Annotated in this window: 21 protein-coding genes and 1 tRNA gene; 14 read left to right on the forward strand and 8 right to left on the reverse strand. The window is 63.4% G+C overall.

Annotation, left to right across the window (positions count from 1 at the left end; genetic code table 11):
* Positions 1-18 precede the first annotated feature (18 nt).
* The 5 genes from ACVTFQ_RS13615 to ACVTFQ_RS13635 are packed head-to-tail and all read left to right on the forward strand — an operon-like array spanning position 19 to position 5,340.
* Entirely contained in the window at positions 19-846 is an 828-nt protein-coding gene (locus tag ACVTFQ_RS13615) for an ABC transporter permease (RefSeq protein ID WP_018902537.1), read from the forward strand.
* Positions 843-1,622: an ABC transporter permease gene (locus ACVTFQ_RS13620; protein WP_018902538.1), complete on the forward strand. Its 780-nt coding sequence runs from the start codon at positions 843-845 to the stop codon at positions 1,620-1,622. The genes ACVTFQ_RS13615 and ACVTFQ_RS13620 overlap by 4 nt, the downstream gene beginning before the upstream one ends.
* The gene (locus ACVTFQ_RS13625) at positions 1,615-2,640 is read left to right on the forward strand and encodes an ABC transporter ATP-binding protein (RefSeq protein ID WP_111563268.1); all 1,026 of its coding nucleotides are present in this window, start codon (positions 1,615-1,617) and stop codon (positions 2,638-2,640) included. The genes ACVTFQ_RS13620 and ACVTFQ_RS13625 overlap by 8 nt, the downstream gene beginning before the upstream one ends.
* Before the next feature lie 4 nt (positions 2,641-2,644).
* Entirely contained in the window at positions 2,645-3,565 is a 921-nt protein-coding gene (locus ACVTFQ_RS13630; RefSeq protein WP_111563269.1) for a nucleoside hydrolase, read from the forward strand.
* Positions 3,562-5,340 carry an adenine deaminase gene (locus ACVTFQ_RS13635; RefSeq protein ID WP_111563270.1) on the forward strand — a complete coding sequence of 593 codons (1,779 nt, stop codon included), beginning with the start codon at positions 3,562-3,564 and terminating at the stop codon, positions 5,338-5,340. Before ACVTFQ_RS13630 ends, ACVTFQ_RS13635 begins: the two co-directional genes overlap by 4 nt.
* Before the next feature lie 639 nt (positions 5,341-5,979).
* Here ACVTFQ_RS13635 and ACVTFQ_RS13640 read toward each other — a convergent pair.
* Complete coding sequence (locus ACVTFQ_RS13640; RefSeq protein ID WP_111563271.1) at positions 5,980-7,152, reverse strand: M20 aminoacylase family protein; 1,173 nt, start codon at positions 7,150-7,152, stop codon at positions 5,980-5,982.
* A gap of 237 nt (positions 7,153-7,389) precedes the next feature.
* Between ACVTFQ_RS13640 and ACVTFQ_RS13645 the strand changes: the two genes are divergently transcribed.
* Both ACVTFQ_RS13645 and ACVTFQ_RS13650 read left to right on the forward strand, forming a co-directional pair.
* Positions 7,390-8,052, forward strand: a complete 663-nt coding sequence (locus ACVTFQ_RS13645) for a sulfite oxidase-like oxidoreductase (RefSeq protein ID WP_111563272.1) — start codon at positions 7,390-7,392, stop codon at positions 8,050-8,052.
* Between the two features lie 210 nt (positions 8,053-8,262).
* Positions 8,263-8,952 carry a response regulator transcription factor gene (locus ACVTFQ_RS13650; protein WP_111563273.1) on the forward strand — a complete coding sequence of 230 codons (690 nt, stop codon included), beginning with the start codon at positions 8,263-8,265 and terminating at the stop codon, positions 8,950-8,952.
* Here the strand turns inward: ACVTFQ_RS13650 and ACVTFQ_RS13655 are convergent.
* From ACVTFQ_RS13655 to ACVTFQ_RS13665, 3 genes are all read right to left on the reverse strand, one after another.
* Positions 8,949-9,569 carry a hypothetical protein gene (locus ACVTFQ_RS13655; protein WP_111563274.1) on the reverse strand — a complete coding sequence of 207 codons (621 nt, stop codon included), beginning with the start codon at positions 9,567-9,569 and terminating at the stop codon, positions 8,949-8,951. The genes ACVTFQ_RS13650 and ACVTFQ_RS13655 overlap by 4 nt on opposite strands.
* 41 nt (positions 9,570-9,610) lie before the next feature.
* Positions 9,611-10,357 (reverse strand): CbtA family protein, encoded by a 747-nt coding sequence (locus ACVTFQ_RS13660; protein WP_111563275.1) that lies wholly within the window; start codon positions 10,355-10,357, stop codon positions 9,611-9,613.
* Between the two features lie 117 nt (positions 10,358-10,474).
* Complete coding sequence (locus ACVTFQ_RS13665; protein WP_018902549.1) at positions 10,475-10,684, reverse strand: CbtB domain-containing protein; 210 nt, start codon at positions 10,682-10,684, stop codon at positions 10,475-10,477.
* Between the two features lie 230 nt (positions 10,685-10,914).
* On the opposite strand from ACVTFQ_RS13665, the gene ACVTFQ_RS13670 reads away from it, so the two are divergent.
* From ACVTFQ_RS13670 to ACVTFQ_RS13690, 5 genes are all read left to right on the forward strand, one after another.
* Complete coding sequence (locus ACVTFQ_RS13670; RefSeq protein WP_111563276.1) at positions 10,915-11,475, forward strand: histidine phosphatase family protein; 561 nt, start codon at positions 10,915-10,917, stop codon at positions 11,473-11,475.
* Positions 11,476-11,871: 396 nt separating this feature from the next.
* On the forward strand, positions 11,872-13,437 hold the full coding sequence (locus tag ACVTFQ_RS13675) for a putative bifunctional diguanylate cyclase/phosphodiesterase (RefSeq protein ID WP_111563277.1): 1,566 nt from the start codon (positions 11,872-11,874) through the stop codon (positions 13,435-13,437).
* 203 nt (positions 13,438-13,640) lie between these two features.
* Positions 13,641-14,264, forward strand: coding sequence for an outer membrane protein (locus ACVTFQ_RS13680; protein WP_047509289.1), 624 nt, complete (start codon positions 13,641-13,643; stop codon positions 14,262-14,264).
* A gap of 158 nt (positions 14,265-14,422) precedes the next feature.
* Positions 14,423-14,944: a cytochrome b gene (locus tag ACVTFQ_RS13685; protein WP_111563278.1), complete on the forward strand. Its 522-nt coding sequence runs from the start codon at positions 14,423-14,425 to the stop codon at positions 14,942-14,944.
* 235 nt (positions 14,945-15,179) lie between these two features.
* Positions 15,180-15,752, forward strand: a complete 573-nt coding sequence (locus ACVTFQ_RS13690; RefSeq protein WP_289727140.1) for a transglutaminase-like cysteine peptidase — start codon at positions 15,180-15,182, stop codon at positions 15,750-15,752.
* 171 nt (positions 15,753-15,923) lie between these two features.
* Here ACVTFQ_RS13690 and ACVTFQ_RS13695 read toward each other — a convergent pair whose 3' ends face one another.
* Complete coding sequence (locus tag ACVTFQ_RS13695) at positions 15,924-17,345, reverse strand: hypothetical protein (protein WP_181459278.1); 1,422 nt, start codon at positions 17,343-17,345, stop codon at positions 15,924-15,926.
* Between the two features lie 184 nt (positions 17,346-17,529).
* Here ACVTFQ_RS13695 and ACVTFQ_RS13700 point away from each other — a divergent pair, with 184 nt between their 5' ends.
* Positions 17,530-18,120, forward strand: coding sequence for a transglutaminase-like cysteine peptidase (locus tag ACVTFQ_RS13700; protein WP_111563280.1), 591 nt, complete (start codon positions 17,530-17,532; stop codon positions 18,118-18,120).
* A 233-nt stretch (positions 18,121-18,353) separates the two neighbouring features.
* Positions 18,354-19,376, forward strand: a complete 1,023-nt coding sequence (locus ACVTFQ_RS13705; RefSeq protein ID WP_111563281.1) for a porin — start codon at positions 18,354-18,356, stop codon at positions 19,374-19,376.
* A gap of 327 nt (positions 19,377-19,703) precedes the next feature.
* Here the strand turns inward: ACVTFQ_RS13705 and ACVTFQ_RS13710 are convergent.
* From ACVTFQ_RS13710 to ACVTFQ_RS13720, 3 genes are all read right to left on the reverse strand, one after another.
* A tRNA-Met gene (locus tag ACVTFQ_RS13710) sits at positions 19,704-19,780 on the reverse strand.
* Between the two features lie 112 nt (positions 19,781-19,892).
* On the reverse strand, positions 19,893-21,092 hold the full coding sequence (gene mnmA / locus ACVTFQ_RS13715; protein WP_111563282.1) for a tRNA 2-thiouridine(34) synthase MnmA: 1,200 nt from the start codon (positions 21,090-21,092) through the stop codon (positions 19,893-19,895).
* 408 nt (positions 21,093-21,500) lie between these two features.
* Positions 21,501-23,585 carry a putative bifunctional diguanylate cyclase/phosphodiesterase gene (locus ACVTFQ_RS13720; protein ID WP_112950294.1) on the reverse strand — a complete coding sequence of 695 codons (2,085 nt, stop codon included), beginning with the start codon at positions 23,583-23,585 and terminating at the stop codon, positions 21,501-21,503.
* Between the last annotated feature and the right edge of the window lie 124 nt (positions 23,586-23,709).

Here is a 23,709-nt window from a genome sequence, read left to right on the forward strand (position 1 = left end):
TGCTCTGAAAGACGCCTCATGTTTCAAAACCGCACGGAAGCCCTGGCGCTTGCCTTGCCCGCGGCCCTGTTCGCCGCGCTGGTCTTCCTGCTGCCCGTCGTCATCCTTCTCTCCGAAGGCTTCCACATCGACGGCAGCTGGACGCTCAGCGCCTATACCGGCTTCTTCTCGCAATCGCTGAACCGCACGGTCTTCCTGCGCACCTTCAAGCTCGGCCTCGAAGTGACCGCCGTCTCGGCCGTCATCGGCTATGCGGCGGCCTTTGCCATCGTCAACCTGCCGCCGAAGGGCAAGGGCCGGATGATCGGCCTCGTGACGCTACCGCTGATGATCTCGCCGGTTGCCCGCACCTATGCCTGGATCGTCATCCTCGGCCGCACGGGGATCGTCAACCAGGCGATCCAGGGCCTCGGCCTCAGCGACAGCCCGCTGCGCCTGCTCTTCACCGAGACCGCCGTCTTCATCGGCCTGCTGCAGCTCTTCCTGCCGCTGATGATCCTCTCCCTGATCAGCGCGCTCGAAAACATGCCGAAGGACGCCATTCCGGCCGCCCGCGTGCTTGGCGCCAACTGGTTCCAGGTCTTCTGGAAGGTGATCCTCCCTCTCACCCGCGAAGGCCTCGTCGTCGGCGGCACGCTCGTCTTCACCGGCTCGCTCACCGCCTACATCACCCCCGCAGTGCTCGGCGGCTCCAAGGTGCTGATGCTGGAAACCCTGCTCTACCAGCAGGTTTCGGTCGCCAACGACTTCGTCGCCGCCAGCGTCATCGCCTTCATGCTGATCGTCATGAGCTTCGCCGCCAACATCCTGCTCAAGCGTCTGGCTACAGCGAGGAACAAGCGATGACATCACGCATCCTCTCGCCGCTGGTGCTCGGCCTGCTCCTGATCTTCCTGATCGGCCCCTTCTTCATCATCATCGCCGCCTCGCTGTCGGCAGGCGACACGCTGGCCTTCCCACCGCAGGGCCTGTCGCTGCGCTGGGTCTTCAAGGTCTTCACCATCGACAGCTTCCGCGACAGCTTCGCCATGTCGATGCTGCTCGCCGTCGGCGGCACGCTGGCGGCCCTTGTCCTCGGCATCCCCGCCGCCTACGCGCTGTCGCGCTACAAGCTGCCGGGCGCGGAAACCATCCGCACCATCGTCTCGCTGCCGATCATCGTCCCGGGGATCATCGTCGGCCTGGCGCTGCTGCGCTATCTGGTCGTGCCCTTCGGCTTCAACATCACGCTGGCGCTGTTCTTCGCGCACACCGCACTCGTGCTGCCGTATGCCGTGCGCGTCGTATCCGCCAGCCTCAACAACCTGCGCTCCGATATCGAGGAAGCGGCCGTCCTGCTCGGCTCGTCGCGATCAGGCGCCTTCTTCCGCGTGGTGATGCCGAACATCCGCGGCGGCATTCTCGCCGCCTTCATCCTCGGCTTCGTCACCAGCTTCAACCAGGTGCCCGTCTCGCTCTTCCTGTCAGGTCCCGGTGTCCGCACGCTGCCGATCGACATGCTGGGCTACATGGAAACCACCTACGACCCGTCGATCGCCGCTCTCTCGGCGCTGCTCGCCTTTCTGTCCATCGGCATCGTCTTCCTTGCCGAACGCTTCCTGGGGTTCTCTCGCTATGTCTGATACCTATCTGCAACTCGACAAGCTGACGCTTGCCTACGGCGATACGGTCGCGGTGAAGGATCTCGATCTCTCGATCAAGAAGGGCGAGCTCGTCGCTTTGCTGGGCCCCTCCGGCTGCGGCAAGACCACGACGATGCGCTCCATCGCCGGCCTGCTCAACCCCGCCTCCGGCCGCATCACGCTGGATGGCGCCGATATCACCCGCGTCTCCGCCAACAAGCGCAATGTCGGTCTGGTCTTCCAGTCCTACGCGCTGTTCCCGCATCTGACCGTCTATGAAAACGTCGCCTTCGGCCTGCGCCTCAAGGGCATCAGCGGCCAGGATCTCGACGCAAGAGTAACCGCAGGCATCAAGTCCGTCGGCCTCGCCAGTTTCGCAGCCCGCAAGCCGGGCGAACTTTCCGGCGGCCAGCAGCAGCGCGTGGCGCTTGCCCGCTCCATGGTGATGGAGCCCAAGGTGTTGCTCCTCGACGAGCCGCTCTCCAATCTCGACGCCCGCCTGCGCCTGGAAATGCGCGCCGAGCTGCAGCGCGTCCAGAAGGAAACCGGCGTTACCATGATCTTCGTCACCCACGACCAGATCGAGGCGCTGGCGCTTGCCGACCGGATCGTGGTGATGCTTGATGGAGGCATCGAGCAGATCGGCACGCCGGAAGAAATCTACAACAAGCCCGTCTCGGCCTTCGTCGCCGATTTCGTCGGCTTCGAAAACGTCTTTGCGCTGGAAAACGGCAAGCTCGCGACATCCAACTCACTCGTCGAGCTTTCCGCTCCAGTGCCACAGGCCGCCAAAGGCCTGGCCTGGCGTCCGCGCATGGTGATCCTTGGTTCAGGTCCTTTCCAAGGCACCGTGCGCGGCACCTCGTTTGCCGGCAACGTCAGAGAATATCTGCTCGACACGCCGCTCGGCCCCATCAAGGCCGAGGTCGATGCCGGCGAGCCGAGCCACACGATCGGCTCCACGCTTGCCTTCGATCTGCCGCTTGGCGCCGCAGCCCCACTCTCTCGCTACAGGTAATATCATGGGCGTCTGGATCGACACCGACATGGGCTTCGACGACATCGCCGCCATTCTGGTCGTGGCGCATGCCAAGCTCGACATTGCAGGCATCTCGCTGGTCTTCGGCAACACGCCGCTGCCGCAGGTGCGCTTGAACGCAGCCGGCGCCTCGAAGGCCTTCGGCTGGACCTTCCCGATCCACTCCGGCCGCGCCTCAGCCGTGCTTGGAGAGATCGAGACCGCCCAGGCCATCCTCGGCGAAACGGGCATCCCGACATCAGGCAAGACGCTGCCCGCCGCCGCTGCTCTTCCCGACAGCGACGCCTTCACCGCCTTATGCGACTGGCTCAAGCAGGACGGCCCGCACCGCATCCTGGCGCTCGGCCCGCTGACGAACATCGCAGCACTTGCGCTCGCCCGCCCCGATCTCGCCGCCCGCATCACCGAGCTCACCTGGATGGGCGGTGGCGTCACGTCTGGCAACCACACGGCATCCGCCGAGTTCAACGCGCTAGCCGATCCCGAAGCGCTGGCGATCGTCATCGCCTCCGGCCTGCCGCTGCGCATGGTCGATCTCGACCTCTGCCGCAAGGTCATCGCTGTCCCCGATGACGTCGGCCCGATCCGCAATGCCGGCGGCGCCAATGCCGAGATGCTCGCCGATTTCCTCGACGGCTATATCGGCATCGGCACCAGCCGTGGCCGTGCCGGCATGGCGATCTACGACCCCTGCGCTGCAGTCGCTTTCGCTCACCCCGAGATCGTCACCTTCCGGGCGGCGCGCATCGACGTCGAACTGCAGGGCAAACTCACGCGCGGCCGCACCGTGGTCGAAACCCGCGCCACCCACGCCAAGCCGAATGCCGACTACGCCGTCGAGATCGACAGCGAGGCCGCCCGCGCCATCATCCTCGGCTCGCTCCAGCAGGAGGCCGGCCGATGAGCCAGTTGGAACCCATGGACCTCAGCGATCCCAAACTCCGCGCCCGCGCTGTCGCCGCCGCGCGCGGCGATGCGCCCTTCGATGTGCTGATCACGGGCGGCCAGCTGCTCGACGTCGTCACCGGCCTGATCCGCGACGCCGATATCGGCCTCGTCGGCCCGCTGATCGCAAGCGTCCACGCGCCGCAAAGCCGCAAGGACGCCGAAGAGACGATCGACGCCCGCGGCAGCATCATCGCCCCCGGCCTGATCGACACCCATATGCACATCGAAAGCTCGATGGTCACCCCATCGGCCTATGCCGCAGCCGTTTTGCCGCGCGGCGTCACGACTGTGGTCTGGGACCCGCACGAATTCGGCAATGTCCACGGCATCGATGGCGTGCGCTGGTCGATCGAGGCAACGCGCGGCCTTCATCTCCGCACCATCCTGCTTGCCCCCTCCTGCGTCCCCTCGGCTCCGGGCCTCGAGGTCGCGGGTGCCGATTTCGACGCCTCCGTCATATCCGAACTGCTGCGTCGGCCCGAGATCGGCGGCGTCGCCGAAGTCATGAACATGCGCGGGGTCATCGACGGCGATCCCCGCATGACCGGGATCGTCAATGCCGGCCTTGCATCCGGAAAGCTGGTCTGCGGCCACGCGCGCGGGCTGGAGGGCAGCGACCTCAACGCCTTCATGGCGGCGGGCGTCACCTCCGATCACGAGCTGACCTCGGCCGACGATCTCTTGCTGAAGCTCGCGGCCGGCCTGACGATCGAGCTGCGCGGCTCGCACGATCACCTGCTGCGCGAATTCGTGGCGGCGTTGAACGGCATCGGCCACCTGCCGTCCACCGTGACGCTCTGCACCGACGACGTCTTCCCCGACGAGCTCCATTACTGCGGCGGCCTCGACGACGTCGTGCGCCGTCTGGTCAGCTACGGCATGAAGCCGGAATGGGCGCTGCGCGCCGCGACCTTCAACGCCGCCCAGCGCCTGCGCCGCCCCGACCTCGGTCTCATCGCCGCCGGCCGCCGCGCCGATATCGTGCTGTTCAAGGATTTCACCGAGTTCGAAACAACAGCCGTCTTCGCCAATGGCCGCCTCGTCTCGCGCGACGGCCAGATGTCGATCGACCTGCCGGCCGTCGACAGCGCGCCGCTGCAGCACTCCGTCAAGCTCCCGGCGCTGAGCGAAAACGACTTCCGCATCCCTTCCAAGGGCAGCCGCGTCCGCGTCGCCACCATCGACCGCCCGCGCTTCACCCAGTGGGCCGAAGCCGAAACCACAGTGGAGGACGGCTACGTCGTCCCGCCCGAGGGCAGCGCGATGATCTCCGTCGTCCACCGCCACGGCAAGGTCGACGCCCGCCCGCGCATCGGCTTCCTCACCGGCTGGGGCACATGGCGCGGCGCCTTCTGCACCACGGTTTCGCATGACAGCCACAACCTCACCGTCTTCGGCGGCAATGTCACCGACATGACCATCGCCGCCAACGCCGTGATCGCGGCCGGCGGCGGCATGGCTGTCGTGCAGGACGGCGAGATCAAGGTGCTCCTGCCGCTCCCGCTCTCCGGCCTCGTCAGCGAGGCACCGCTGGAAGAAACGGCGGAAACCTTCCGCGCCATCCGCCGCGCCATGGAAGACGTCGTCGACTGGCGCCCACCCTACCTCGTCTTCAAAGCCTGCTTCGGCGCCACCCTCGCCTGCAACCTCGGCCCGCACCAGACGGATCGCGGGATTGCCGATGTGCTGACGGGGCGGGTGATCGAGACGCCGGTGATTGAGGTTTTGTAGGGGTTGGTGTGACGCGTAATTTTTGGCCATGACCGTTGCAATCGCGGCGACGTGCTTAGATCCTCGGGACGAGCCCGAGGATGACGCCGAGATTGTCGATTGCCTCATTACTTCAATAGGTTACTGGCGGCCGCCACTCACTCCATCGTCATCCTCGGGCTCGTCCCGAGGATCTAAGCACGGTCCCATTTACTCGACGTGAGTGGACACTTGGCACTACCCGCACACCACAAAACCCCGCGCCCGAGCAAAGCCCGGCGACGGTCGGCTGAAAAACGGGAATGGGCAGGCGGCATCGTATAAAGTGGTATGAGTATCAGGCGTTCCACCTGCCCGGTCACTTCGAGGTTTCCGGTTCGTCCGGGCCGACAGGAGCGTCTCTCGGCCTTTCCTTGCCGGATGGATATCAGGCCCTGACAGCCCTTGATCCACCGGTGGCGACCATCACCGAACGCCGGATACCAAACGTGGCGTTACCGGTTCGCGAACCCGGCTCCCTGTCCGATGACATGGCCATTGTGGAGCGGCACCGGGTGGCGGGGATGAATGAGAATGACGATTTAGGCCAAGCCGCTGATTACCAAGCGATATTTGTCGTGCGCGGCATCAAATCTTGCCCGCCCGCCAGAAACAACGCCCTCACCCCGGAGCCAACTCACGCTCCACCAGCCGCGTCCAGAACGCCACGCCCGGCCCGATCGCCGCATCGTTGAAATCGTAAGCCGTATTGTGGTGCAGCGCGCCATCCACCGCCGGGCCGTTGCCGAGCCAGACGTAGCACCCCGGCGCCAGCTGCCCGAAGAAGGCAAAGTCGTCGCCGGCCGTCGAGGGCGGGAAGTGGGTCACGACCTTTTCGCCGAACACGTCGGAAGCCGCAGCCAATGCCCGTTCCGTCGCATCCGCATCGTTGACGACGGGCGGAATGCGCCGTTCGAAGCCGTAGTCGGCGGCAATCCCGAACATCGATGCGGTGCCCTCCGCCAACCGGCCGATCTCGTGTTCCAGCTGGTCGCGGACCTCAGGGGAATAGGCGCGCGCTGTGCCGCCGATCTCGACGATATCGGGGATGACGTTGAGCGCCTTGGGGTCGCCCGCCTGAAGCGAGCAGGCGCTGACGACGGCCGGCTGCAGCGGATCGACGACGCGGCCGACGATGGTCTGCAGCGATGAGAGGAATGTGCCGGCGGCGGTGATCGGATCGCGGCCGAGATGCGGCTTGGCGCCGTGTGTACCGGTGCCCCGGAAGGTGACGCGCCAGCTGTCGGAGGAGGCAAGCTGCGGACCGGCGACGACAGCCATCTCATCGACGGCAAGGCCCGGCATGTTATGCAGCCCGTAGACGGAATCGCAGGGGAAGAGCTCGAACAACCCTTCTTCCACCATCCGCTTCGCCCCGCCGCGTCCCTCTTCGGCCGGCTGGAAGATGAAATGCACGGTGCCGGAAAAGCCGCGCGTGGCCGCGAGATGCCGGGCAGCGCCTAACAGCATCGTCGTATGCCCGTCATGGCCGCAGGCATGCATCTTGCCTGGCACTGTCGACTTGTAGGGCCGATCGGCGATCTCGGGCATCGCAAGCGCATCCATGTCGGCGCGAAGCCCGATCGTCCGTGTGCCGTTGCCCAGCTGCAGCGTGCCGACGACGCCGGTGCCGCCGAGCCCGCGATGAACCTTGATGCCCGCCTCGTCCAAGAGCTTGGCGACGATGTCGCTGGTCCGCACTTCCTCGAATCCGAGTTCCGGATGCGCGTGCAGATCGCGGCGCAGCGCGGTGAGGAACGGCAGATCGGCTTCGATCTCGGCGGAAATGGGCATGCGATTGAGGATCCTGTAAACGCGATCGGGCGCCGGAGCAGCGCCCGTGATAGACCTTGTTTATCAGGCAAACGGGCGGCGAATTCAACCTTTCGCGACTGCAGCATTGCGTCTTGCGGCGCCGTTGTCGGCCATCTCTCGGACTTGTGAACGGGCGGAGAATTTGCGGCGCAATACCGGCGCTTGACAGCAACCGGGCTTGGGTGACGTAATCCCCGCAACGCGAAAGGCCGCATAATGAGCGACGACCAGATCCCCGCCGATAGCAAGCTCACCAATTCGAAACGCCGCTGGGCCGACGAAGGCAAATTCCTGACCGGCCGCACGAGCAGGCCGGAGACCGACCGGCTGCCGCCCGGCCAGCATCTCGTCAAGAACTGGCCGGTGCTCGATCTCGGCGAACAGCCTGCCGTGTCCACCGACACATGGCGACTGGAAGTCGGCGGGCTGGTCGAGACCCCGCTTGATCTCAGCTGGACCGCCTTTCAGGCGCTGGAGCAGAGCACGCGCGTGTCGGATATCCACTGCGTCACGACATGGTCGCGCTACGACAACAAGTGGAGGGGTGTCGCAACGCGCGATCTGCTCGACCTCGCCATGCCGAAACAGCAGGCGAGCCACGTCATGCTGACCAGCTATGACGGCTACACGACCAACCTGCCGCTTGCCGATTTCGCCGCCGAAGACGCCATTCTCGCCACTGCCTGGGAAGACCTGCCGCTGACCCGCGAGCATGGCGGGCCGATGCGGCTGATCGTGCCGCATCTCTATCTGTGGAAGAGCGCCAAGTGGCTGCGCCGCATCGATCTCATGCCCGCGGATGCAGCCGGTTTCTGGGAGCGCAACGGCTACAGCATGTATGGCGATCCCTGGCGCGAACAGCGCTACGCCGACGATTGATCGCCGGCGTTCACGACCCCACGCAGGCCTGCCGAGGCCAGACGCGTTTAACGCGCATTCCTTCGCGTTCGACGCGAAGATTTACTCGCCTCTACATTGAATATTCTGTTCAAACGAATCCTTTGGTGTAAGTTGACCGCAGAATGGTGCACCGCATGAACCCATCCTGGGTTGTTCGATTAACCTGTCGCACATTTCACGCCTGAGTTGATGACCAAGGACACCACGTTTCACACCGTCACGCAGAAGCTTCTCGACGCCTGGCTGAGCACATCTCCGCATCAGCCGGGGCCGCCCGAGGCTGTCTATCGTGATGCGGTCGACCTTTTGACGATCAAGATGCGACTGACGGTTGTCGTGCTCGATGGCGAGGATCCGTTGGACTGGCGGTTGCAGGTGGTCCGCTCCTCCGGCTTTGCGTCGCGCATCCTCAATATCAACAAGCTCTTCGCAAACCAGCGCATTGGCGATTTCAAGGACCGGAGCTATATGGAGACCGCAGTCATTCCGCGCTATCGCGAAGTGATCGCCTCGCAGAAACCGTCGATGGAAATGGTCAAGACCGAGCTGCTCGGCGTCAACATCGCCTATGAACGCATGGTTCTGCCGCAACGGACGACCGAGGCCAAGCCGGCCTGGCTGCTGACCGTCACCAACGGCCGCTTCATGTTCAACGCACCGGAGCGGCAGGCAAAGCTCGACGGCACCGACGAGGCCGTGGTCCAGCTTTTGACCGAGGGCGCGACCGCCAAGCAGATCGCCACCGAACTCGGCATCTCGCATCGCACGGTCGAGCACAGGCTGGAGCGGATGAAGGAGCGATACGGCGCCAAGAACACGGTGCACCTCACCGCCATGCTGGTGGCCATGCACCTGCACCGCGAGACCGACCGGAACTAGATCTGGTCCGGCGCCTTGGCACCAAGCAGTCGTCGGCACGCAATCACCATCAGGAAGCAGAGAGCCGCAAGGCCGGTCAGCGATGCCATGCTGGCGAGATGGGTGGGAATGTCGGCCCAATGCGGACGGATCACATCGGCCGTGTTGAAGGCCTCGCCGCTGAAGGCGCAGGTGATCAGCGACAGCCCGCGCATGGTCATGGCGACGTCGATCTCGGAGACGATCGCGTCAGCAGCCCTGGTCTCGCGCGGCATGTCGCGCAGCTTGAGCAGCACCGCCTTGGTGGCCGCCAGATAGGCGTGCGAGCATTCGTTGAAAGGGCTCGCCTCATCCGTCACGCCGCCGGGCATCTTGCCCCAGAAGCAATAGGCATACTGGATCGCGGCGTAGTTCAGCACGCGACGGAACGGCTCGTCGGTATCGGTGGCGCGCGACGCAAGGTCGATGATGGCGGCCCGATGCTCGGCCATCACGATCATCTCTCCATGCGAAATCTCGGGAATGGCAAGGCCGGTGTGCGGCCCGTCGGTGCTGCGCTGATGCGCGGCAGCTTCCCCGCCGGCGGCAAGCAGCGGCAGGATGAGGCACAATAAAAGACGGACGGATCGGGCGATCATGTCGGACAAAAGCCCCGGCCGGACCGGGGCTTTCCTTTTCGTCAGTGAAGAACCGGCGCGGTCGGCCGGCGAACAGCCGAGGCAACCGCCAGCTTGCGCTCGGCAAGCGCCCCGAACGCGAGACCGATCACGGTCCACAGGATCGCATGCATGCCGATCGAGGTGGTGCGGAACCGCCAGAGTACCATCGCCGAATAATTTTCCGGCACCTCGTTGATGACAGGCAGCAGATACTGCACGACGCCGATGAAGAGCACATAGGCAAATCCGGCCATGATCGCGCCGTTCCAAGCGCCGAAGCGCGGCGCCAGCCGCCGAGCCAGCGAGATCGCGGCAATCAGCGCGGCGATCGATACCACGATCATCAGGAAGAACATCTCGGTTCTGACCCCGATCGTATCCGGATTGCCGACCGCGGGCGGATTGGCGGGATACTTGATGTTCGGCACGATGACGACAGCAACGAAGGCGGCGGCCGCGATGACGGCCGACGTCCCCCGCGCGCTGAGGCTGCTGACGCGGCCCTGCACGAAGGCGAAGATCAGCGCGAAAATGCCGCCGACGGCAATCGCATAGGCCATCACGCCCGTGAACAGGCCGATGCCCGCCTGTGTGGCGCGGCTCACCAGCTCCGGCTCGGCCGCTTCACCGGCTGCCTGCGCGGCCGCCTCTTCGAAACCGATCGCCTGATCGACGAGCGGCTCGCCGAACGTATGCGCAAAGGCAAACACCAGGACGCCAGCGATCAGGCCCGCCAGCATGCCGCGAAGCAAAAGTTTTCCAACCATGTCTCAAACTCCCCAAGAGCATGCCGCGCAAAAGCGCGTAGCGGTTTTGCGGCAACGACATTCGATAAAACAAAGACTTAAATCGTGAAAAGCGAATCCGAAGGATCGCGCCACGATTTAGTGGCAGGGAAAGCCGAGCAGGTGTCGGCCGTCATGCACGAACTCGTGCACATACATGCCGTTGAACAGCGCCATCGCGCCTTCTTCGGTGCCGACGAAATAGATGGCGATCAGCATCAGCAGGCCGCCGAAAATGGCCCATGGCAGGATATCGCCGACGGGAATGGGAGCAGCCACCGAGGTGGGCGCAAGCGTGGTATGAGACATGAATTCCTCCTGGAAAAACGCGTTCAGTCGAGAATGTTCGTGGGTAGGGTCTGACTTCCAGTTTGAGGTATCCTCATCCTGATCACAGTGGCGCGACCGCACCGGAATTTCACCGGCTTCCAAACCTACGAGATCAACGTTATAGCTGCCGCCCTCGACCTGTCAACGCGCTGTCACACAAGGGCACTGCTACAGAAGGGCATCTCTCGCGTGACAAGGAAAAAGCCAGCGTGATGACGCGTCTCACCTTCATCTGCCACGGCGCCACCGCCGCCATCAGGCAGGCCCGCTTCCCGCTCGACGAGGCGCTGGAGGACAAGGCGATGATTGACGCCCGGGCGCTGGCGCCGGCCATCCCGCGCGCCGACCGCATCATGACCAGCCCGGCACTGCGCGCCCGCCAGACGGCCGATGCCCTCGGGCTTGGCGCCGAGGTCGTGCCCACCCTGGCCGATTGCGATTACGGCCGATGGGCCGGCCAGTCGATCATGGCGCTGCAGCAGAGCGAACCGGACGCCCTCTCCGCCTGGCTGACCGACACCGACGCCGCCCCGCACGGCGGCGAAAGCATCCGCGCCCTTCACGACCGCGTCGCGCCCTGGATGCAGGCACAGTCCGCGCTCGGCGGCCACGCCATCGCCATCAGCCATGCCCCCACTATCCGCCTGGCGGTCTTGATCGCGCTTGGGGCGCCGTTGTCGTCCTTCTGGCATATCGATGTCGAGCCGCTCTCAGCGGTCAGGATGACCAGCAACGGCACACGCTGGTCGCTGCGCTTCGACCGCGTGTAATTTCTATAGTTTCACATCCAGAAATTTAGATAAGCCTTGCGCAAGCCAATTGCGCAAAAGCTAAATCGCCTGGCATTTCCAGGTGATAATCCTTCGTAAAAGGAGGCCTGACCATGTCTTACGACTGGAACGGGGCGCGGCTGAAACGCACGCGTCTCATGCGGTTTACGGGCGGCGCGATCTTTCTGTGCCTGGCCGTTACCGTATCCATGCTGATGCACCTCTAGCATGCGAATAGCGGGCGAACGACGATGTTCGCCCGTTTCCTTTTTATATTTTAACAAATCTAGATACGCCTATGAGTAGGCGGAGATAACTAGAAGTCACCCCCTAGTTTCAACGGATACTTTAGACTTCCGTGCTATATCCCGCCAAGGTGGAGATGGAGTGGGGAGCATGCCGGTATTTTTCCGGAGCAGAGCCGGACGGCAGTGGCTGTCCCTCATGGCGCTTGGCGCGGCCTTGTGGGTCGTCGGCGCGGTGTTGCAATTCGGCGATCTGCTCGCCTTGTTCGTCCAGCAATTCGATAGCTACGGCGCCGACAAGTTGGTGCTCGCACTCGCCGTCGCCGGCACGATGAGCTTCGTCTATTCCGTCCTGCGCATCACCGATCTCCGTAAGGAGATGGACCTGCGCGCCAAGGCGGAAGCCAAGGCCGACTGGACCGCGACGCACGACCACCTGACCAAGCTTCCCAACCGCTACGCCTTCGAGCGCGCCGTTCTCCTGCATCGGCGCGCGCAGATCGATGCATACAGCGAGGAATGGGAGCGCAACGTCAGCATTTTCTGCGTCGATCTCGACGGCTTCAAGAAGGTCAACGACCTGATCGGCCACAATGGCGGCGATGCGCTGCTGGTCGAGGTATCGAAGCGGATCTGCGCCATCGGCAGCGCCGATTCCGTCTATCGCTTCGGCGGCGACGAATTCATCATCGTCGCGACCGGACTGTCGTCGCAGCATGAGGAGCGCCTGTCGCGGCTTTTGATCCAGGCCGTCACGCGCCCGATCCACATCAACGGCTTTGCCGTCGAAGTCGGCGCCAGCGTCGGCTATGACCGCTGGCAGCAGGGCGAAAGGCTGGAAGACACCGCCCACCGCGCCGACCTCGCCATGTACGAGGCCAAGTCGCGCGGGCCGAACAACTATCTCGCCTTCGAAGCCTCGATGCGCGACAAGGTGGCGCTGCGCGCCTCGCTCGAAGCAAAGCTGCGGGTCGCGATCAAGAACAAGGCGATCCGCCCGTTCTACCAGCCGCTGATCGATCTGAAGACCGACGAGGTCTGCGGCTTCGAGGCGCTGGCCCGCTGGACCGACGACGAAGGCAACAGCGTTCCGCCCGCAGTCTTCATCGGCATCGCCGAGGAAACCGGGCTGATCACCGTGCTCTTCGAGGATCTGCTGAGCCAGGCCTGCAACGATGCGCTTGCCTGGGACGATCACATCACGCTCTCCTTCAACGTGTCGCCGGTGCAGATGGAAGACCGCCTGTTGACGGCGCGCATCTTCAAGGCGCTAACGGTCAACGATCTTCCTGCCCACCGTCTCGAGATCGAGATCACCGAAAACGCCCTGATCCAGGACCCGGCGAGCGCCGCGGCCGTCCTCGATGAGCTCCACGATGCCGGCGTGCAGATCGCGCTCGACGATTTCGGCACCGGCTATTCCAGCCTGTCGCAGCTCGCCAGCTACCGCTTCGACAAGATCAAGATCGACAAGAGCTTCATCGCCACCTATCGCGACGACGAGCGCCAGGAAAAGATCGTGCGCGCAATGCTGGCGCTCGGCGTCAGCCTGAATATCAAGACCACCGCCGAAGGCATCGAGGAGCCGCGTCAGCTGAACCACCTGCTTGAGCTCGGCTGCGATATCGGCCAGGGCTACTTCTTCGGCCGGCCGATGCCCGCCGCCGATATAAGCGCATTCCTGAGCCAAAGAAACGCGACTTTGGCGGCCGAATAGGCACGCTTCCGGCCGTTCGCCGCAAAATTAGCCATTTGTGATGGAACCATTCGAGATGTGGCGACGTTGGTACGTCGGGTCGCATAGGCGCCATTGTCTGCGGCATGCCGTTGGCGTGCGAAACGCAGCGATCCACGGTTGGGCACCGCGGTTCCCGATTGAAGTGAAGAGTGTACCCTTATTCATAGGAGAGGGATCTTATCATGAATGTTCGCATCCTTACTGCGTCAGCAGCGATACTCATGCTTGCCGGGTCAGCCTCGGCGGCCGACCTTGTCTCCGAACCACCACCCGCACCCGTCGAGCAGGCAGCACCTGTCTTCACCTGGACGGGCTTCTACACTGGTCTTCAGGGCGGCGGCGCCTGGGGCAATGGTGATTTCTCCGGCATCGGCTCGTCCAACATGAATGGCGGCCTGATCACCGGTTTCGCCGGCTATAACTGGCAGCTGGACAACAGCATCGTGCTGGGTGTCGAAGGCGACGTTTCCTACAACTGGAACTCCGAAGACGTCGGCGTCAACAGCTACAAGTTCGACACGACGGGATCGGTTCGCGCCCGTGTCGGTTACGCGCTTGACCACGCCCTGCTCTACGGCGCGGCCGGCTGGACCGGTGCCCGCGGCCATGTCGACACACCTCTCGGCAGCGACAGCGCCACCTTCTCCGGCTGGACAGTCGGCGCCGGTGTCGACTACGCCTTCACCGACAACATCTTCGGCCGCCTCGAATATCGCTACAACGATTACGGCAGCAAGGATCTTCTGGGCGTCGATACCGACTTCAACCAGAACGTCGTGACCGTCGGCGTCGGCTTCAAGTTCTGACCTCGCATGCATAAAGGCGGCAAGCCGCCTGTCGAAAGAGCCCGGTCCTGCGCCGGGCTTTTTCGTATCGGGAGCATGCGGCGCGCCGGGCGCGTTTCAGGCTTGCGTCAGTTGCGACCGCTATGCGGCGGCTGGGCTGACAACCGAAAGCGATCCGCATGCCGCTTGAAACGCACACCGCGACATCTTCCTCCCCGCGATCCTATTCGCTTGCGCAACGCATCCTGCATTGGCTGACCGCGCTGCTCGTCTTCTTCAATCTCCTGCTCCCCGACGGCATGAATGCCTGGAACCGCAGCATGCGCGTGAGCGGCACTGCGACGGCAGACCAGATCGCCAGCGCCAACATCCACGCCTGGGCCGGCATCGCGATCCTTGTTGCCGTTGCGCTTCGCCTCCTTCTGCGGGCAACGCAGGGCGTGCCGGCAGCTTCGGCGGAGGAACCACCGCTGCTGCGCACGGCAGCGAGCATCGCACATGGCCTGCTCTATCTTCTGCTGCTCGCCATGCCGCTGAGCGGAATAGCCGCCTATTACTTCGGAGCAAGCGCGGCGGGCTCCATTCATGCCGAAATATTGAAGGTCATCCTGTGGGCCTTGATCGGCCTGCACGTGCTCGGCGCGCTCGCCCACCAGTTCTATTGGAAGAGCGACAGGCTGCGGCGGATGACGGTCGGATAAGCGGGCCGGCGTCGAACGCAAAGATCTGTGGGATTTGCCTGACAGCGCCCGCGATTTCCTTGTCCGACTCACCATCAGAAGGTAAGAACACGCTAATAGACGGCCGCGTGACAGGCCGAACCGTTAGTACGTCTTCAACCTCTAACGCATAAAATCTCAATCAAATTCAGCAGCATAGACTGCCGCCGCGCACCCACGCGGCGAGCCGAAAGGTGTGATCATGCGGATATCATTCATGATTTCAGTGTTGGCGACAATGCTGATGGCCTTCCCCAATACCAGCACGGCCGGCTCCACGCTGCGCGCATCCCGCTCGATCGGCGCGCCCATCGGCTTCCCCTCGGCCTGCACCCGCTATGCCTGGCTCTGCCACAACACCAGCAGCGGCGAGATCAGCGACGAAAAGGCGATGCCGCTTCTGAAGAAGATCAACCGCGATGCCAATTCGAGCGTCCGGCCGGCAACGGACTATGCCACGACGGGTAAGGCCGAATACTGGTCGCTGCCGATCAACAACAAGGGCGATTGCGAAGATTACGCGCTTCTGAAGATGAAATCCCTGCTCGATGCCGGCTTTCCCGCAAACAAGCTCGCCATCTCAGTGGTCATCGACCGCAATGGCGGCAACCACGTCGTGCTCCTTGCCCGCCTGAAGTCGGGCGATTATGTGCTCGACAATCTCGCAGGCAGCGTAAAGCCCTGGTCGAGCACCGGATACACCTTCCTCGCCAGCCAGAACTTCAACAACAAGAGCGCATGGCAGGTGACGCTAGCCGGACCGCGCGCGGCCCAGTTCTCCGGCACCTGAGAGCCTTCGGCCCAAACGTTGCCGCTAACCGCGCTTTTTGCCGAGCGCCGAAGCCAGAATGCCTAAACCCCAAAAGCCCGGGCACCTCGCCCGGGCTTGATGTTTGCGACGGTGAAATGGCGCGGCTCTTGTAGCCCGCCATTTCCCCATCGAGGCATGTGCGAGCAGCGCTTAGTTGCCGCTGCTGCCGCCGGCGCCACCCTGGCCGCCAGAGCCACCGGAACCGCCGCCGCCGCTGCCGCCGTTGCCGCCGTTGCCGCCAGCACCGCCGTTGCCGCCGCCGGGACCGCTACCGCCGCCGCCGCCGCTGCCGCCGTTACCGCCGCCGCCGCCGCTGCTGCCATTGCTGGAGCCGTTGCCGCCGTTGCCGCCGCTACCGCCAGCACCGCCGTTACCGCCGCCGTTGTTGCCGCCAGCACCGCCGTTGCCGCCGGAGCCACCGCCGCCGCCGCCGCCAGCGCCACTACCGCTGCCGCCATTGCCGCCGTTGCCACCGTTGCCAGCAGCACCGCCGTTACCGCCGTTGTTGCTGCCGCCGTTGCCGCCGTTGCCTGCAGCACCGCCGTTACCACCGCTGCCGCCGCCGTTGCTGCCGCCATTGCCGCCAGAACCACCGTTGCCACCGCTTCCGCCGAAGCCACCGTTGTTGCTGCCGCCATTGCCGCCATTGCCGGCCTTGCCGCCGTTACCACCGTTGCCACCGTGGTTGTCGCCGCCATTGCCGCCTTTGCCGCCGTTGCCGCCCTTGCCGCCTTTGCCACCGCGGTTGTTGCCGCCGTTGCCGCCGTTGCCGGCAGCACCACCGTTACCGCCGTCGCCGCCCCACCAGCTGCCGCCAGTGCCGCCGCCGCCGCCGTTGCCGCCATTGCCGCCATCGCCGCCTCGGTTGTTGCCGCCGCGACCGCCGTTACCGGCTTTACCGCCGTTACCGCCGTCACCGCCCCACCAGCTGCCGGCGTTGCCGCCGCCGCCGCCGTTACCACCGTTGCCGCCGTCGCCGCCTCGGTTGTTGCCGCCGTTGCCGCCGTTTCCGGCATTGCCGCCGTTGCCGCCCTTGCCGCCATGGTAGTTGCCGCCGTTTCCGCCGCCGCCGCCATTGCCGCCATTGCCGCCGTTGCCGCCGTAGTTGTCGCCGCCATTGCCGCCGTTGCCGGCATTGCCGCCGCTACCACCGCCGCCACCGCCATTGCCGTGGCCATGTCCATGGCCATTACCATTGCCGGGGTCGTTCCAACCACCGCCATTGTTGTTGCCGCCATGATGGCGGCCACGATGACGGCCACGACCGTTGCCGTCATCCTCGCCGCCAGGATCACTGATTACGGTGATCGGGTCGGCGCTTGCGCTACTGCTACCACCGCCGCCACCACCGTTGCTGGAAGACCCGTTGTTCCCGTTCCGGCCACGGTCATGGTTGGAATCCGTGAAGGGGTTTACGTCAAAAATCGACTGCACCGGGAAGCACAGTCGCTCCTCAATCGATCCCGGCTGCACGCTTCTGCAATCGAGATTGAGCGCCTGGGCGCTCCCTAGGCTCGTTCCTGCCAGCAGAAATCCTACACTGACAGAGAGCTTCAATAGTGTTCTGTTCATTTCGCTCACTCCCATCGTTAACGTGGCGTTAACAGGGAATTTTTATATGAGTGAGCTATAAATTAGAAAGGACAAATAAAAATGAGGAGCGTACTCATTTCGGCTGCAATTGCATTATTTAGTATAAAAGCATCATCTAATAGTAGATAATCGCGGAACCACCGAGTAACACAAGGAGCTTTATATGCGGAGAATTGCGGCCATTCTAAGTTTTGTTATGAGTATTCCTTTAATTTCTAGTCAGAGTTTTGCAGGATCTGAAATTCCCGCCAGCCGTTCTATCTCTCCACCTGTAGGCTTCGGTGCAGCCTGTGCCAAATATGGATGGGTATGCCATGGAAAGGGCGGCGTCGACATTGGCGACAAGGAAGCACTGCGAGCGCTTCAGGAGGTCAACCGCTTCGTAAACTCGAAGGTGAAGCCCACCGAGGACCGCATCGCGAAGGGCCGTCGTTCGGACAATTGGACGCTGCCCGTCAACAACAAGGGCGACTGCGAGGACTACGCGCTCCTGAAAATGAAGACCCTGCTGGACATCGGCTTTCCGACCAGCAAGCTGGCGCTTTCGGTGGTCCTCGATCGCAGCGGCGAAAACCATCTCGTGCTGATCGCCCGTCTGAAGTCCGGCGATTACGTGCTCGACAATCTCGCCTACAACGTCAAGCCATGGCAGCGAACGGGCTACACCTTCCTCGCCAGCCAGAACTTCAACAGCAAGGCCAATTGGCAGGTGACCCTGGCAGGGCCTCGCGCCAGCCAGTTCATCAAGGGCTGAAAGGGTTTTATCGGCGCGATCGACCATTGAAGGCGACCATTGAAGGCCGTGCATTTCGGCCTTCACAACCGACGCTGGAATCTCTCGCCTCGCTGGTACAATTCAATATGTGGCGAATGAGATACACGTTTTGCAATGCAGCATGAGCGGCCTCACCGCCGCAATGTTGTCATCGGACTGTCATTGGCCATCCAGTAGGCAAATTCCTATCAACCACGATAGGAACGCCCCCTATGACTATCCGCACCATCCTCCTAGGCACGGCCGCCGCCATGAGCATCATGTCGACAGCGCAGGCCGCCGACGCCATCGTCGCGGCCGAACCTGAAGCTGTCGAATACGTCCGCGTCTGCGACGCTTACGGCACCGGCTACTTCTACATCCCCGGCACCGAAACCTGTCTTTCGGTCGGCGGCTATGTCCGCGTCGAAGAACGCTTCGGCCGCAACGTCTCCGGTACGTCCGACTGGAACTCCTGGACCCGTGGCCAGATCACGCTGAGCTCCAAGAGCGAGACCGAATACGGCACGCTGACCGGCGTCATCACGCTGCGCACCAACGCCGAAAACGCCACCAACCAGACCGCCCTTCTGCAGGAAGGCTATATCGACCTCGCCGGCTTCCGCGTCGGCATGCAGTATTCCTGGTGGGATAACGACCGCAGCATCGGCACCGGTGAAACCGACGTGATCTCGAGCAACCAGACGATCCACAACTCGGTTCGCTACATGTACGAGACGCCGAACTTCAGCGCCGGCGTGTCGGTCGACGAACTGGAAGAACGCTATCGCACCAAGCCGGGCGAAGGCCCGAACAATGTCGGCGTCACCGGCCAGCTCTTCGGCAAGGCCGGCGCCGTCAGCGGCTACCTGCTTGCCGGTTACGACACCGACACCGAGGAAGTGGCGCTGCGCGGCATCCTCTTTGCCGACATCGGCCCGGGCCAGCTCGGCCTTTATGGCCTGTGGGCCAGCGGCGCCAACTACTATTACGAGGAATCCGAGTGGGCGCTCGGCGCGCAATACGTCTACAAGGCCACCGACAAGCTCACGATCATCCCCGGCTACCAGTATTTCAGCAAGATCTCGCTGGATTCCAACGGCGAATTCACCGGCGGTGACGCCTGGCGCGCCGGCGTGACCGTCGACTACAAGATCGCCAAGAACCTGCTCACCAAGCTCAGCGTCCAGTATTACGACCCTGACAACGCGCCCGAGCAGGTCCAGGGCTTCCTGCGCTTCCAGCGCACCTTCTAAGCAAACCCAAACGGTGGGCCGCGCTTCGGCGCGGCTCGCTCTTCTTCGTCTTGAGTGATGGGCCTGCCAATCCGTGCGGAAAGTTGCATGGTGGCCACGCAATAGCCGGCTTACGAAGGAGAAAAGGCGAAGACGTGTTTTTTTGGTGGCGGAACAATGCGATCCGACCTATCGTTTCCCCTAGGCAATGGAGGTTGCCGAAGGAGGAAAACATGAACGATAGCGTTTTTGGCTTTCTGGTCGCCGCGGAAATGTCCGCTTTGTTTTGGGCTGGTGTATTCCTGGTGGCCGGCACATTGTCTTAAGACGTTGTTATTGCCGGAAGAATGGTAGCGGGGGGCGGAATTGAACCGCCGACCTCAGGGTTATGAATCCTGCGCTCTCACCAACTGAGCTACCCAGCCAAACCACCTAACGATGCCGTTTGCGATGCGCCCGGCTCGTTGAATGAGCGGCTTATAAGGCGGCCTTCACGGTCATGTCAAGCACATGATCGAGAAAATCACCGGGCTTTTGTCACGCCGCCACGGCACCCGCCAGAAGCGCCTTCAGCGATGCTTCCGCCGCCGGCTCGCGCTCCGAGCGCTCGATGAAACCACCGCCATAGACGCGTGCATTGTCGCCCGGCGCCGAATAAAGCGCGCAGGCCTGACCGGGCGCGACACCCGCCTCGCCCACCGCGAGATCCACATAGATGCCGGTGTTATCGGCATGCAGCACGGCCGGCGTCGGCATGCGCGTCGAGCGCACCTTGGCGAAGCAGGCAAAGCCCTCGCCCGCAGCCGCCTGCGCAAGCTCCTCGTCTCCAAGCCAGTTCACGTCGCGCAGATAGACGCGGTGCGTCTCCAGCGCTTCCTTGGGGCCTACGATGACGCGCCGCGAGCGGGCGTCGAGATAGACGACATAGAGCGGTTCGCCGGTGGCAACGCCGATACCGCGCCGCTGGCCGATCGTGTAGTGCAGGATGCCCTCATGCTGGCCGAGCACCCGGCCGTCAAGATGAACGATCTCGCCCGCCAGCGCCGCATTCGGCTTCAGCTTGTTGATGATGTCGGTGTACTTGCCCTGCGGCACGAAACAGATGTCCTGGCTGTCGGCCTTCTTGGCGACGACAAGGCCCATCTCTTCGGCGAGCTTGCGGGTTTCCGCCTTCGGCAGCCCGCCGAGCGGGAAGCGCAGATAGTCGATCTGCTCCTGCGTCGTGGCGAACAGGAAGTAGCTCTGGTCGCGATCGGCGTCAGCCGGGCGATAGAGCGCGCGGCGGCCGGGATTGCCGGGGGCCGGGTTGGCGCCGGAGCGGATATAATGACCGGTCGCCAGCGCATCGGCGCCGAGCTCGCGCGCGGTCTCAAGCAGATCGGCGAACTTGACCGTCTGGTTGCACGACACACAGGGGATCGGCGTCTCGCCGGCGACATAGCTTTCCATGAACGGATTGATGACGGTGTCGCGGAAGCGCTTTTCGTAATCCAGCACATAATGCGGGATGCCGAGCGTTTCGCAGACCCGGCGCGCATCGTCGATATCCTGGCCGGCGCAGCACGAGCCGGCGCGGTGCACGGCCGCGCCGTGATCGTAGAGCTGCAGCGTGATGCCGAGCACATCATAGCCCTGCCGCTTCAAAATGCCGGCCACGACCGAGCTGTCGACGCCGCCAGACATGGCCACGACAACGCGCGTATCTTCCGGCCTCTTGTCAAAATCCAGTGTGTTCACGGGGGTGCTGCCAGTTCAAAAGGGTATCTTTATCCGCCCTATCCTACAGAATTTTGGCGGATTTGCATCGCGACCAACGGGATCGACCGCCGGTTCTTGTCTAGCGGTGGATATAGAAAGGATTGGGGGCGCGTGCAAGGGGCGGTGATTTTGGGGTGGGGTGGGCGTTTTGGCGTGTGGCACTTGGTCTCACGGCCGTTATGCCGTGTGATACCCCCCTCTGCCCTGCCGGGCATCTCCCCCACAGGTGGGGAGATTGGCTGGGGGCAGCCGCTCGCTCTAACCTCAATTGCCTGGCGACCGCATCACCACGGGTCGATCTCTCCCCTTGTGGGGGAGATGTCCGGCAGGACAGAGGGGGGTATCCCACGGCACACCCTCTCCAAACAAGCACCGCACCCACCCCCATCAAGCCGCCGTCGAAGCCACCACGCCCCCGCCCGCAATCAACCGCTCCGCTTCCGCAAGCGGCATCGGCTTGCCCAGCAGATACCCCTGAACCTCGTGAAACCCCTCCTGGCGCAACCGCAGCAGCTGCGCGTCGGTCTCGATCCCCTCGGCCAGCGTCGTCGCGTTGAAGCCGGAGCCGATGCCGACAACGGCGCGCACAATCGCCAGATTGCCGGGATCGGTGTCGATGCCGGCGATGAAGCTGCGGTCGAGCTTGATCTTGTCGAAGGCAAAGGCGCGCAGGTAGCTGAAGGAGGAATAGCCTGTGCCGAAATCGTCGATTGCGATGCGGATGCCGAGTTCCTTCAGCGCCTTCAGGAGCGGCAGGCTCTGGCCGACATCGGCGAGGAAGACCGATTCCGTGATCTCGATCTCCAGCCGCTCCGGCCGCAAGCCGCTCTCGTCGAGCGCGGAGACGACGCTCGCAAGCAGGCTGTTGTGGCGGAACTGGCTGACCGAGAGATTGACGGCCACCTTCAGGTTCGAGGGCCAGCGTGCAGCGGTCCCGCAGGCCTCGCGCAGCACCCACTCGCCGATCGCAACAATCAGCCCGGTCTCTTCCGCAACGGGAATGAACTCCATCGGCGGCACCAGCCCGCGCTCCGGATGGTTCCAGCGGATCAGGGCCTCGAAGCCGCCGAGACCGTCATTTTCCAGCTGCACGATCGGCTGGTAATAGAGCTCGAACTGGTTCTTCTGCAGCGCCTCGCGCAGCTCCACCGTCAGCAAGTGCCGGCGCTCGGCCTCGAGCCGCATCGAGGGCTCGTAGAAGCGATAGGTCGAGCGGCCGCTCTCCTTGGCCGCGTAGAGCGCAAGGTCGGCATGCCGCATCAGCACGTCGTCGTCCTCGGCATGATCCGGCGCCAGCGCGATGCCGATGCTGCAGGTCACGTGCTCGTTGACGCCATCTAGATCGAAGGGCGAAGAGAGCGATGCGAGCAGCTGCTCGGCGAACCGCTCGATGCAGCCGGCCTCCCGGAAGCCCACCACCAGCGCGAACTCGTCGCCACCAAGACGCGCCACCAGATCGCCGTGGTCGGCAAGACCGGTCAGCCGCGCGGCCACCTGACAGAGCAGCGCGTCGCCCGCCGCATGGCCCTTGCTGTCATTGATATGCTTGAAGTGATCGACGTCGAGATAAAGCAGCGCCACCGGCTTGTCGGCGGTAGCGCACGAAGAGACACGCTTGATGTGCTCGGCGAAGAAGGCGCGGTTCGGCAGGCCGGTCAGAACGTCGTGCATGGCCATATAGGCCAGCCGCGCCTCGACGGAGCGCTCCTCGGTCACATCCTGCGAGATGCCGAGCAGGTAGCGCGGAGCGCTGCCATCGGGCGACGGCAAGGCGCGCTTGACGGTTCTCAAAATCCGCTGCTGGCCGTCGCTGCGTTGCATCGTCTCTTCGAAGCTGATCGCCGCGGGCGCCGCGAAGGCGCGGGCATCCTGCTCGCGAAACGCCGCTGCCTGCTCGTCGTTGAAGAAGATATGGTCGCTGCGGCCGACCACGTCGAGAGAATGACGGCCGATGATGTCGCCGCAGGCTTCGTTGAAGAGGATATAGAGACCATCCGCTTCCATATCCTTGACGAACACGCCGACCGGCAGGTTGTCGACGATGCTATCAAGCAGAGAGCGCGTGTCGCTCACCTCGCGATGCGCGGCATTGACCTCCGTGCGGTCCTGCACGATGGCAAGGATCGCATCGCGGCCGTTGAAACGCACGCCGCGCCCGTAGGTCATCACCTCGAGCATGGTGCCATCGGCCTTCAGATGCGTCCAGCGCTCGGCCCGTTCCATATCGGAGCGCGCGTGCACGGCGGTGATCATTCGCTGGCGCTCCTGGACGGGGCGAATGTCGAGCACGGTCATGCCTGAATAGGCTTCCCGCGAATAACCATAGAGATCGACGGCGGCGTTGTTGACGATCAGGAAACGCAACGTATCGGGGTCGTAGACCCACATCGGCGACGGATGGGTTGCGAAGAGAGACTGGAAATCATCATTGGGAGTATCGGTCGAAACGAATGCTCTCTGAATACCTGTCATAGGCAATATCACAATCACATGATTTTGATGGCTGATCCTGCCAGTTATAGTGAAAAAAGCTAAATAAAATCAGAATCATAGTTCGCACAAACTTTAGGCGAACCGCCTTCGCCATGTGCAGCGC

It is taken from the genome of Rhizobium sp. O111 (assembly GCF_055616315.1).

What these genes read in the sequence shown, in the direction of transcription:
- ACVTFQ_RS13615 (WP_018902537.1), top strand. Translation starts at nt 19, where the DNA reads ATGTTTCAAAACCGCACGGAAGCCCTGGCGCTTGCCTTGCCCGCGGCC.
- ACVTFQ_RS13620 (WP_018902538.1), top strand. Translation starts at nt 843, where the DNA reads ATGACATCACGCATCCTCTCGCCGCTGGTGCTCGGCCTGCTCCTGATC.
- ACVTFQ_RS13640 (WP_111563271.1), bottom strand. Translation starts at nt 7,152, where the DNA reads ATGCCCATTTCCGCCGAGATCGAAGCCGATCTGCCGTTCCTCACCGCG.
- ACVTFQ_RS13635 (WP_111563270.1), top strand. Translation starts at nt 3,562, where the DNA reads ATGAGCCAGTTGGAACCCATGGACCTCAGCGATCCCAAACTCCGCGCC.
- ACVTFQ_RS13695 (WP_181459278.1), bottom strand. Translation starts at nt 17,345, where the DNA reads ATGAACAGAACACTATTGAAGCTCTCTGTCAGTGTAGGATTTCTGCTG.
- ACVTFQ_RS13720 (WP_112950294.1), bottom strand. Translation starts at nt 23,585, where the DNA reads ATGACAGGTATTCAGAGAGCATTCGTTTCGACCGATACTCCCAATGAT.
- ACVTFQ_RS13625 (WP_111563268.1), top strand. Translation starts at nt 1,615, where the DNA reads ATGTCTGATACCTATCTGCAACTCGACAAGCTGACGCTTGCCTACGGC.
- ACVTFQ_RS13675 (WP_111563277.1), top strand. Translation starts at nt 11,872, where the DNA reads ATGCCGGTATTTTTCCGGAGCAGAGCCGGACGGCAGTGGCTGTCCCTC.
- ACVTFQ_RS13660 (WP_111563275.1), bottom strand. Translation starts at nt 10,357, where the DNA reads ATGGTTGGAAAACTTTTGCTTCGCGGCATGCTGGCGGGCCTGATCGCT.
- ACVTFQ_RS13705 (WP_111563281.1), top strand. Translation starts at nt 18,354, where the DNA reads ATGACTATCCGCACCATCCTCCTAGGCACGGCCGCCGCCATGAGCATC.
- ACVTFQ_RS13630 (WP_111563269.1), top strand. Translation starts at nt 2,645, where the DNA reads ATGGGCGTCTGGATCGACACCGACATGGGCTTCGACGACATCGCCGCC.
- ACVTFQ_RS13700 (WP_111563280.1), top strand. Translation starts at nt 17,530, where the DNA reads ATGCGGAGAATTGCGGCCATTCTAAGTTTTGTTATGAGTATTCCTTTA.
- ACVTFQ_RS13685 (WP_111563278.1), top strand. Translation starts at nt 14,423, where the DNA reads ATGCCGCTTGAAACGCACACCGCGACATCTTCCTCCCCGCGATCCTAT.
- ACVTFQ_RS13680 (WP_047509289.1), top strand. Translation starts at nt 13,641, where the DNA reads ATGAATGTTCGCATCCTTACTGCGTCAGCAGCGATACTCATGCTTGCC.
- ACVTFQ_RS13645 (WP_111563272.1), top strand. Translation starts at nt 7,390, where the DNA reads ATGAGCGACGACCAGATCCCCGCCGATAGCAAGCTCACCAATTCGAAA.
- ACVTFQ_RS13690 (WP_289727140.1), top strand. Translation starts at nt 15,180, where the DNA reads ATGATTTCAGTGTTGGCGACAATGCTGATGGCCTTCCCCAATACCAGC.
- ACVTFQ_RS13650 (WP_111563273.1), top strand. Translation starts at nt 8,263, where the DNA reads ATGACCAAGGACACCACGTTTCACACCGTCACGCAGAAGCTTCTCGAC.
- ACVTFQ_RS13655 (WP_111563274.1), bottom strand. Translation starts at nt 9,569, where the DNA reads ATGATCGCCCGATCCGTCCGTCTTTTATTGTGCCTCATCCTGCCGCTG.
- ACVTFQ_RS13665 (WP_018902549.1), bottom strand. Translation starts at nt 10,684, where the DNA reads ATGTCTCATACCACGCTTGCGCCCACCTCGGTGGCTGCTCCCATTCCC.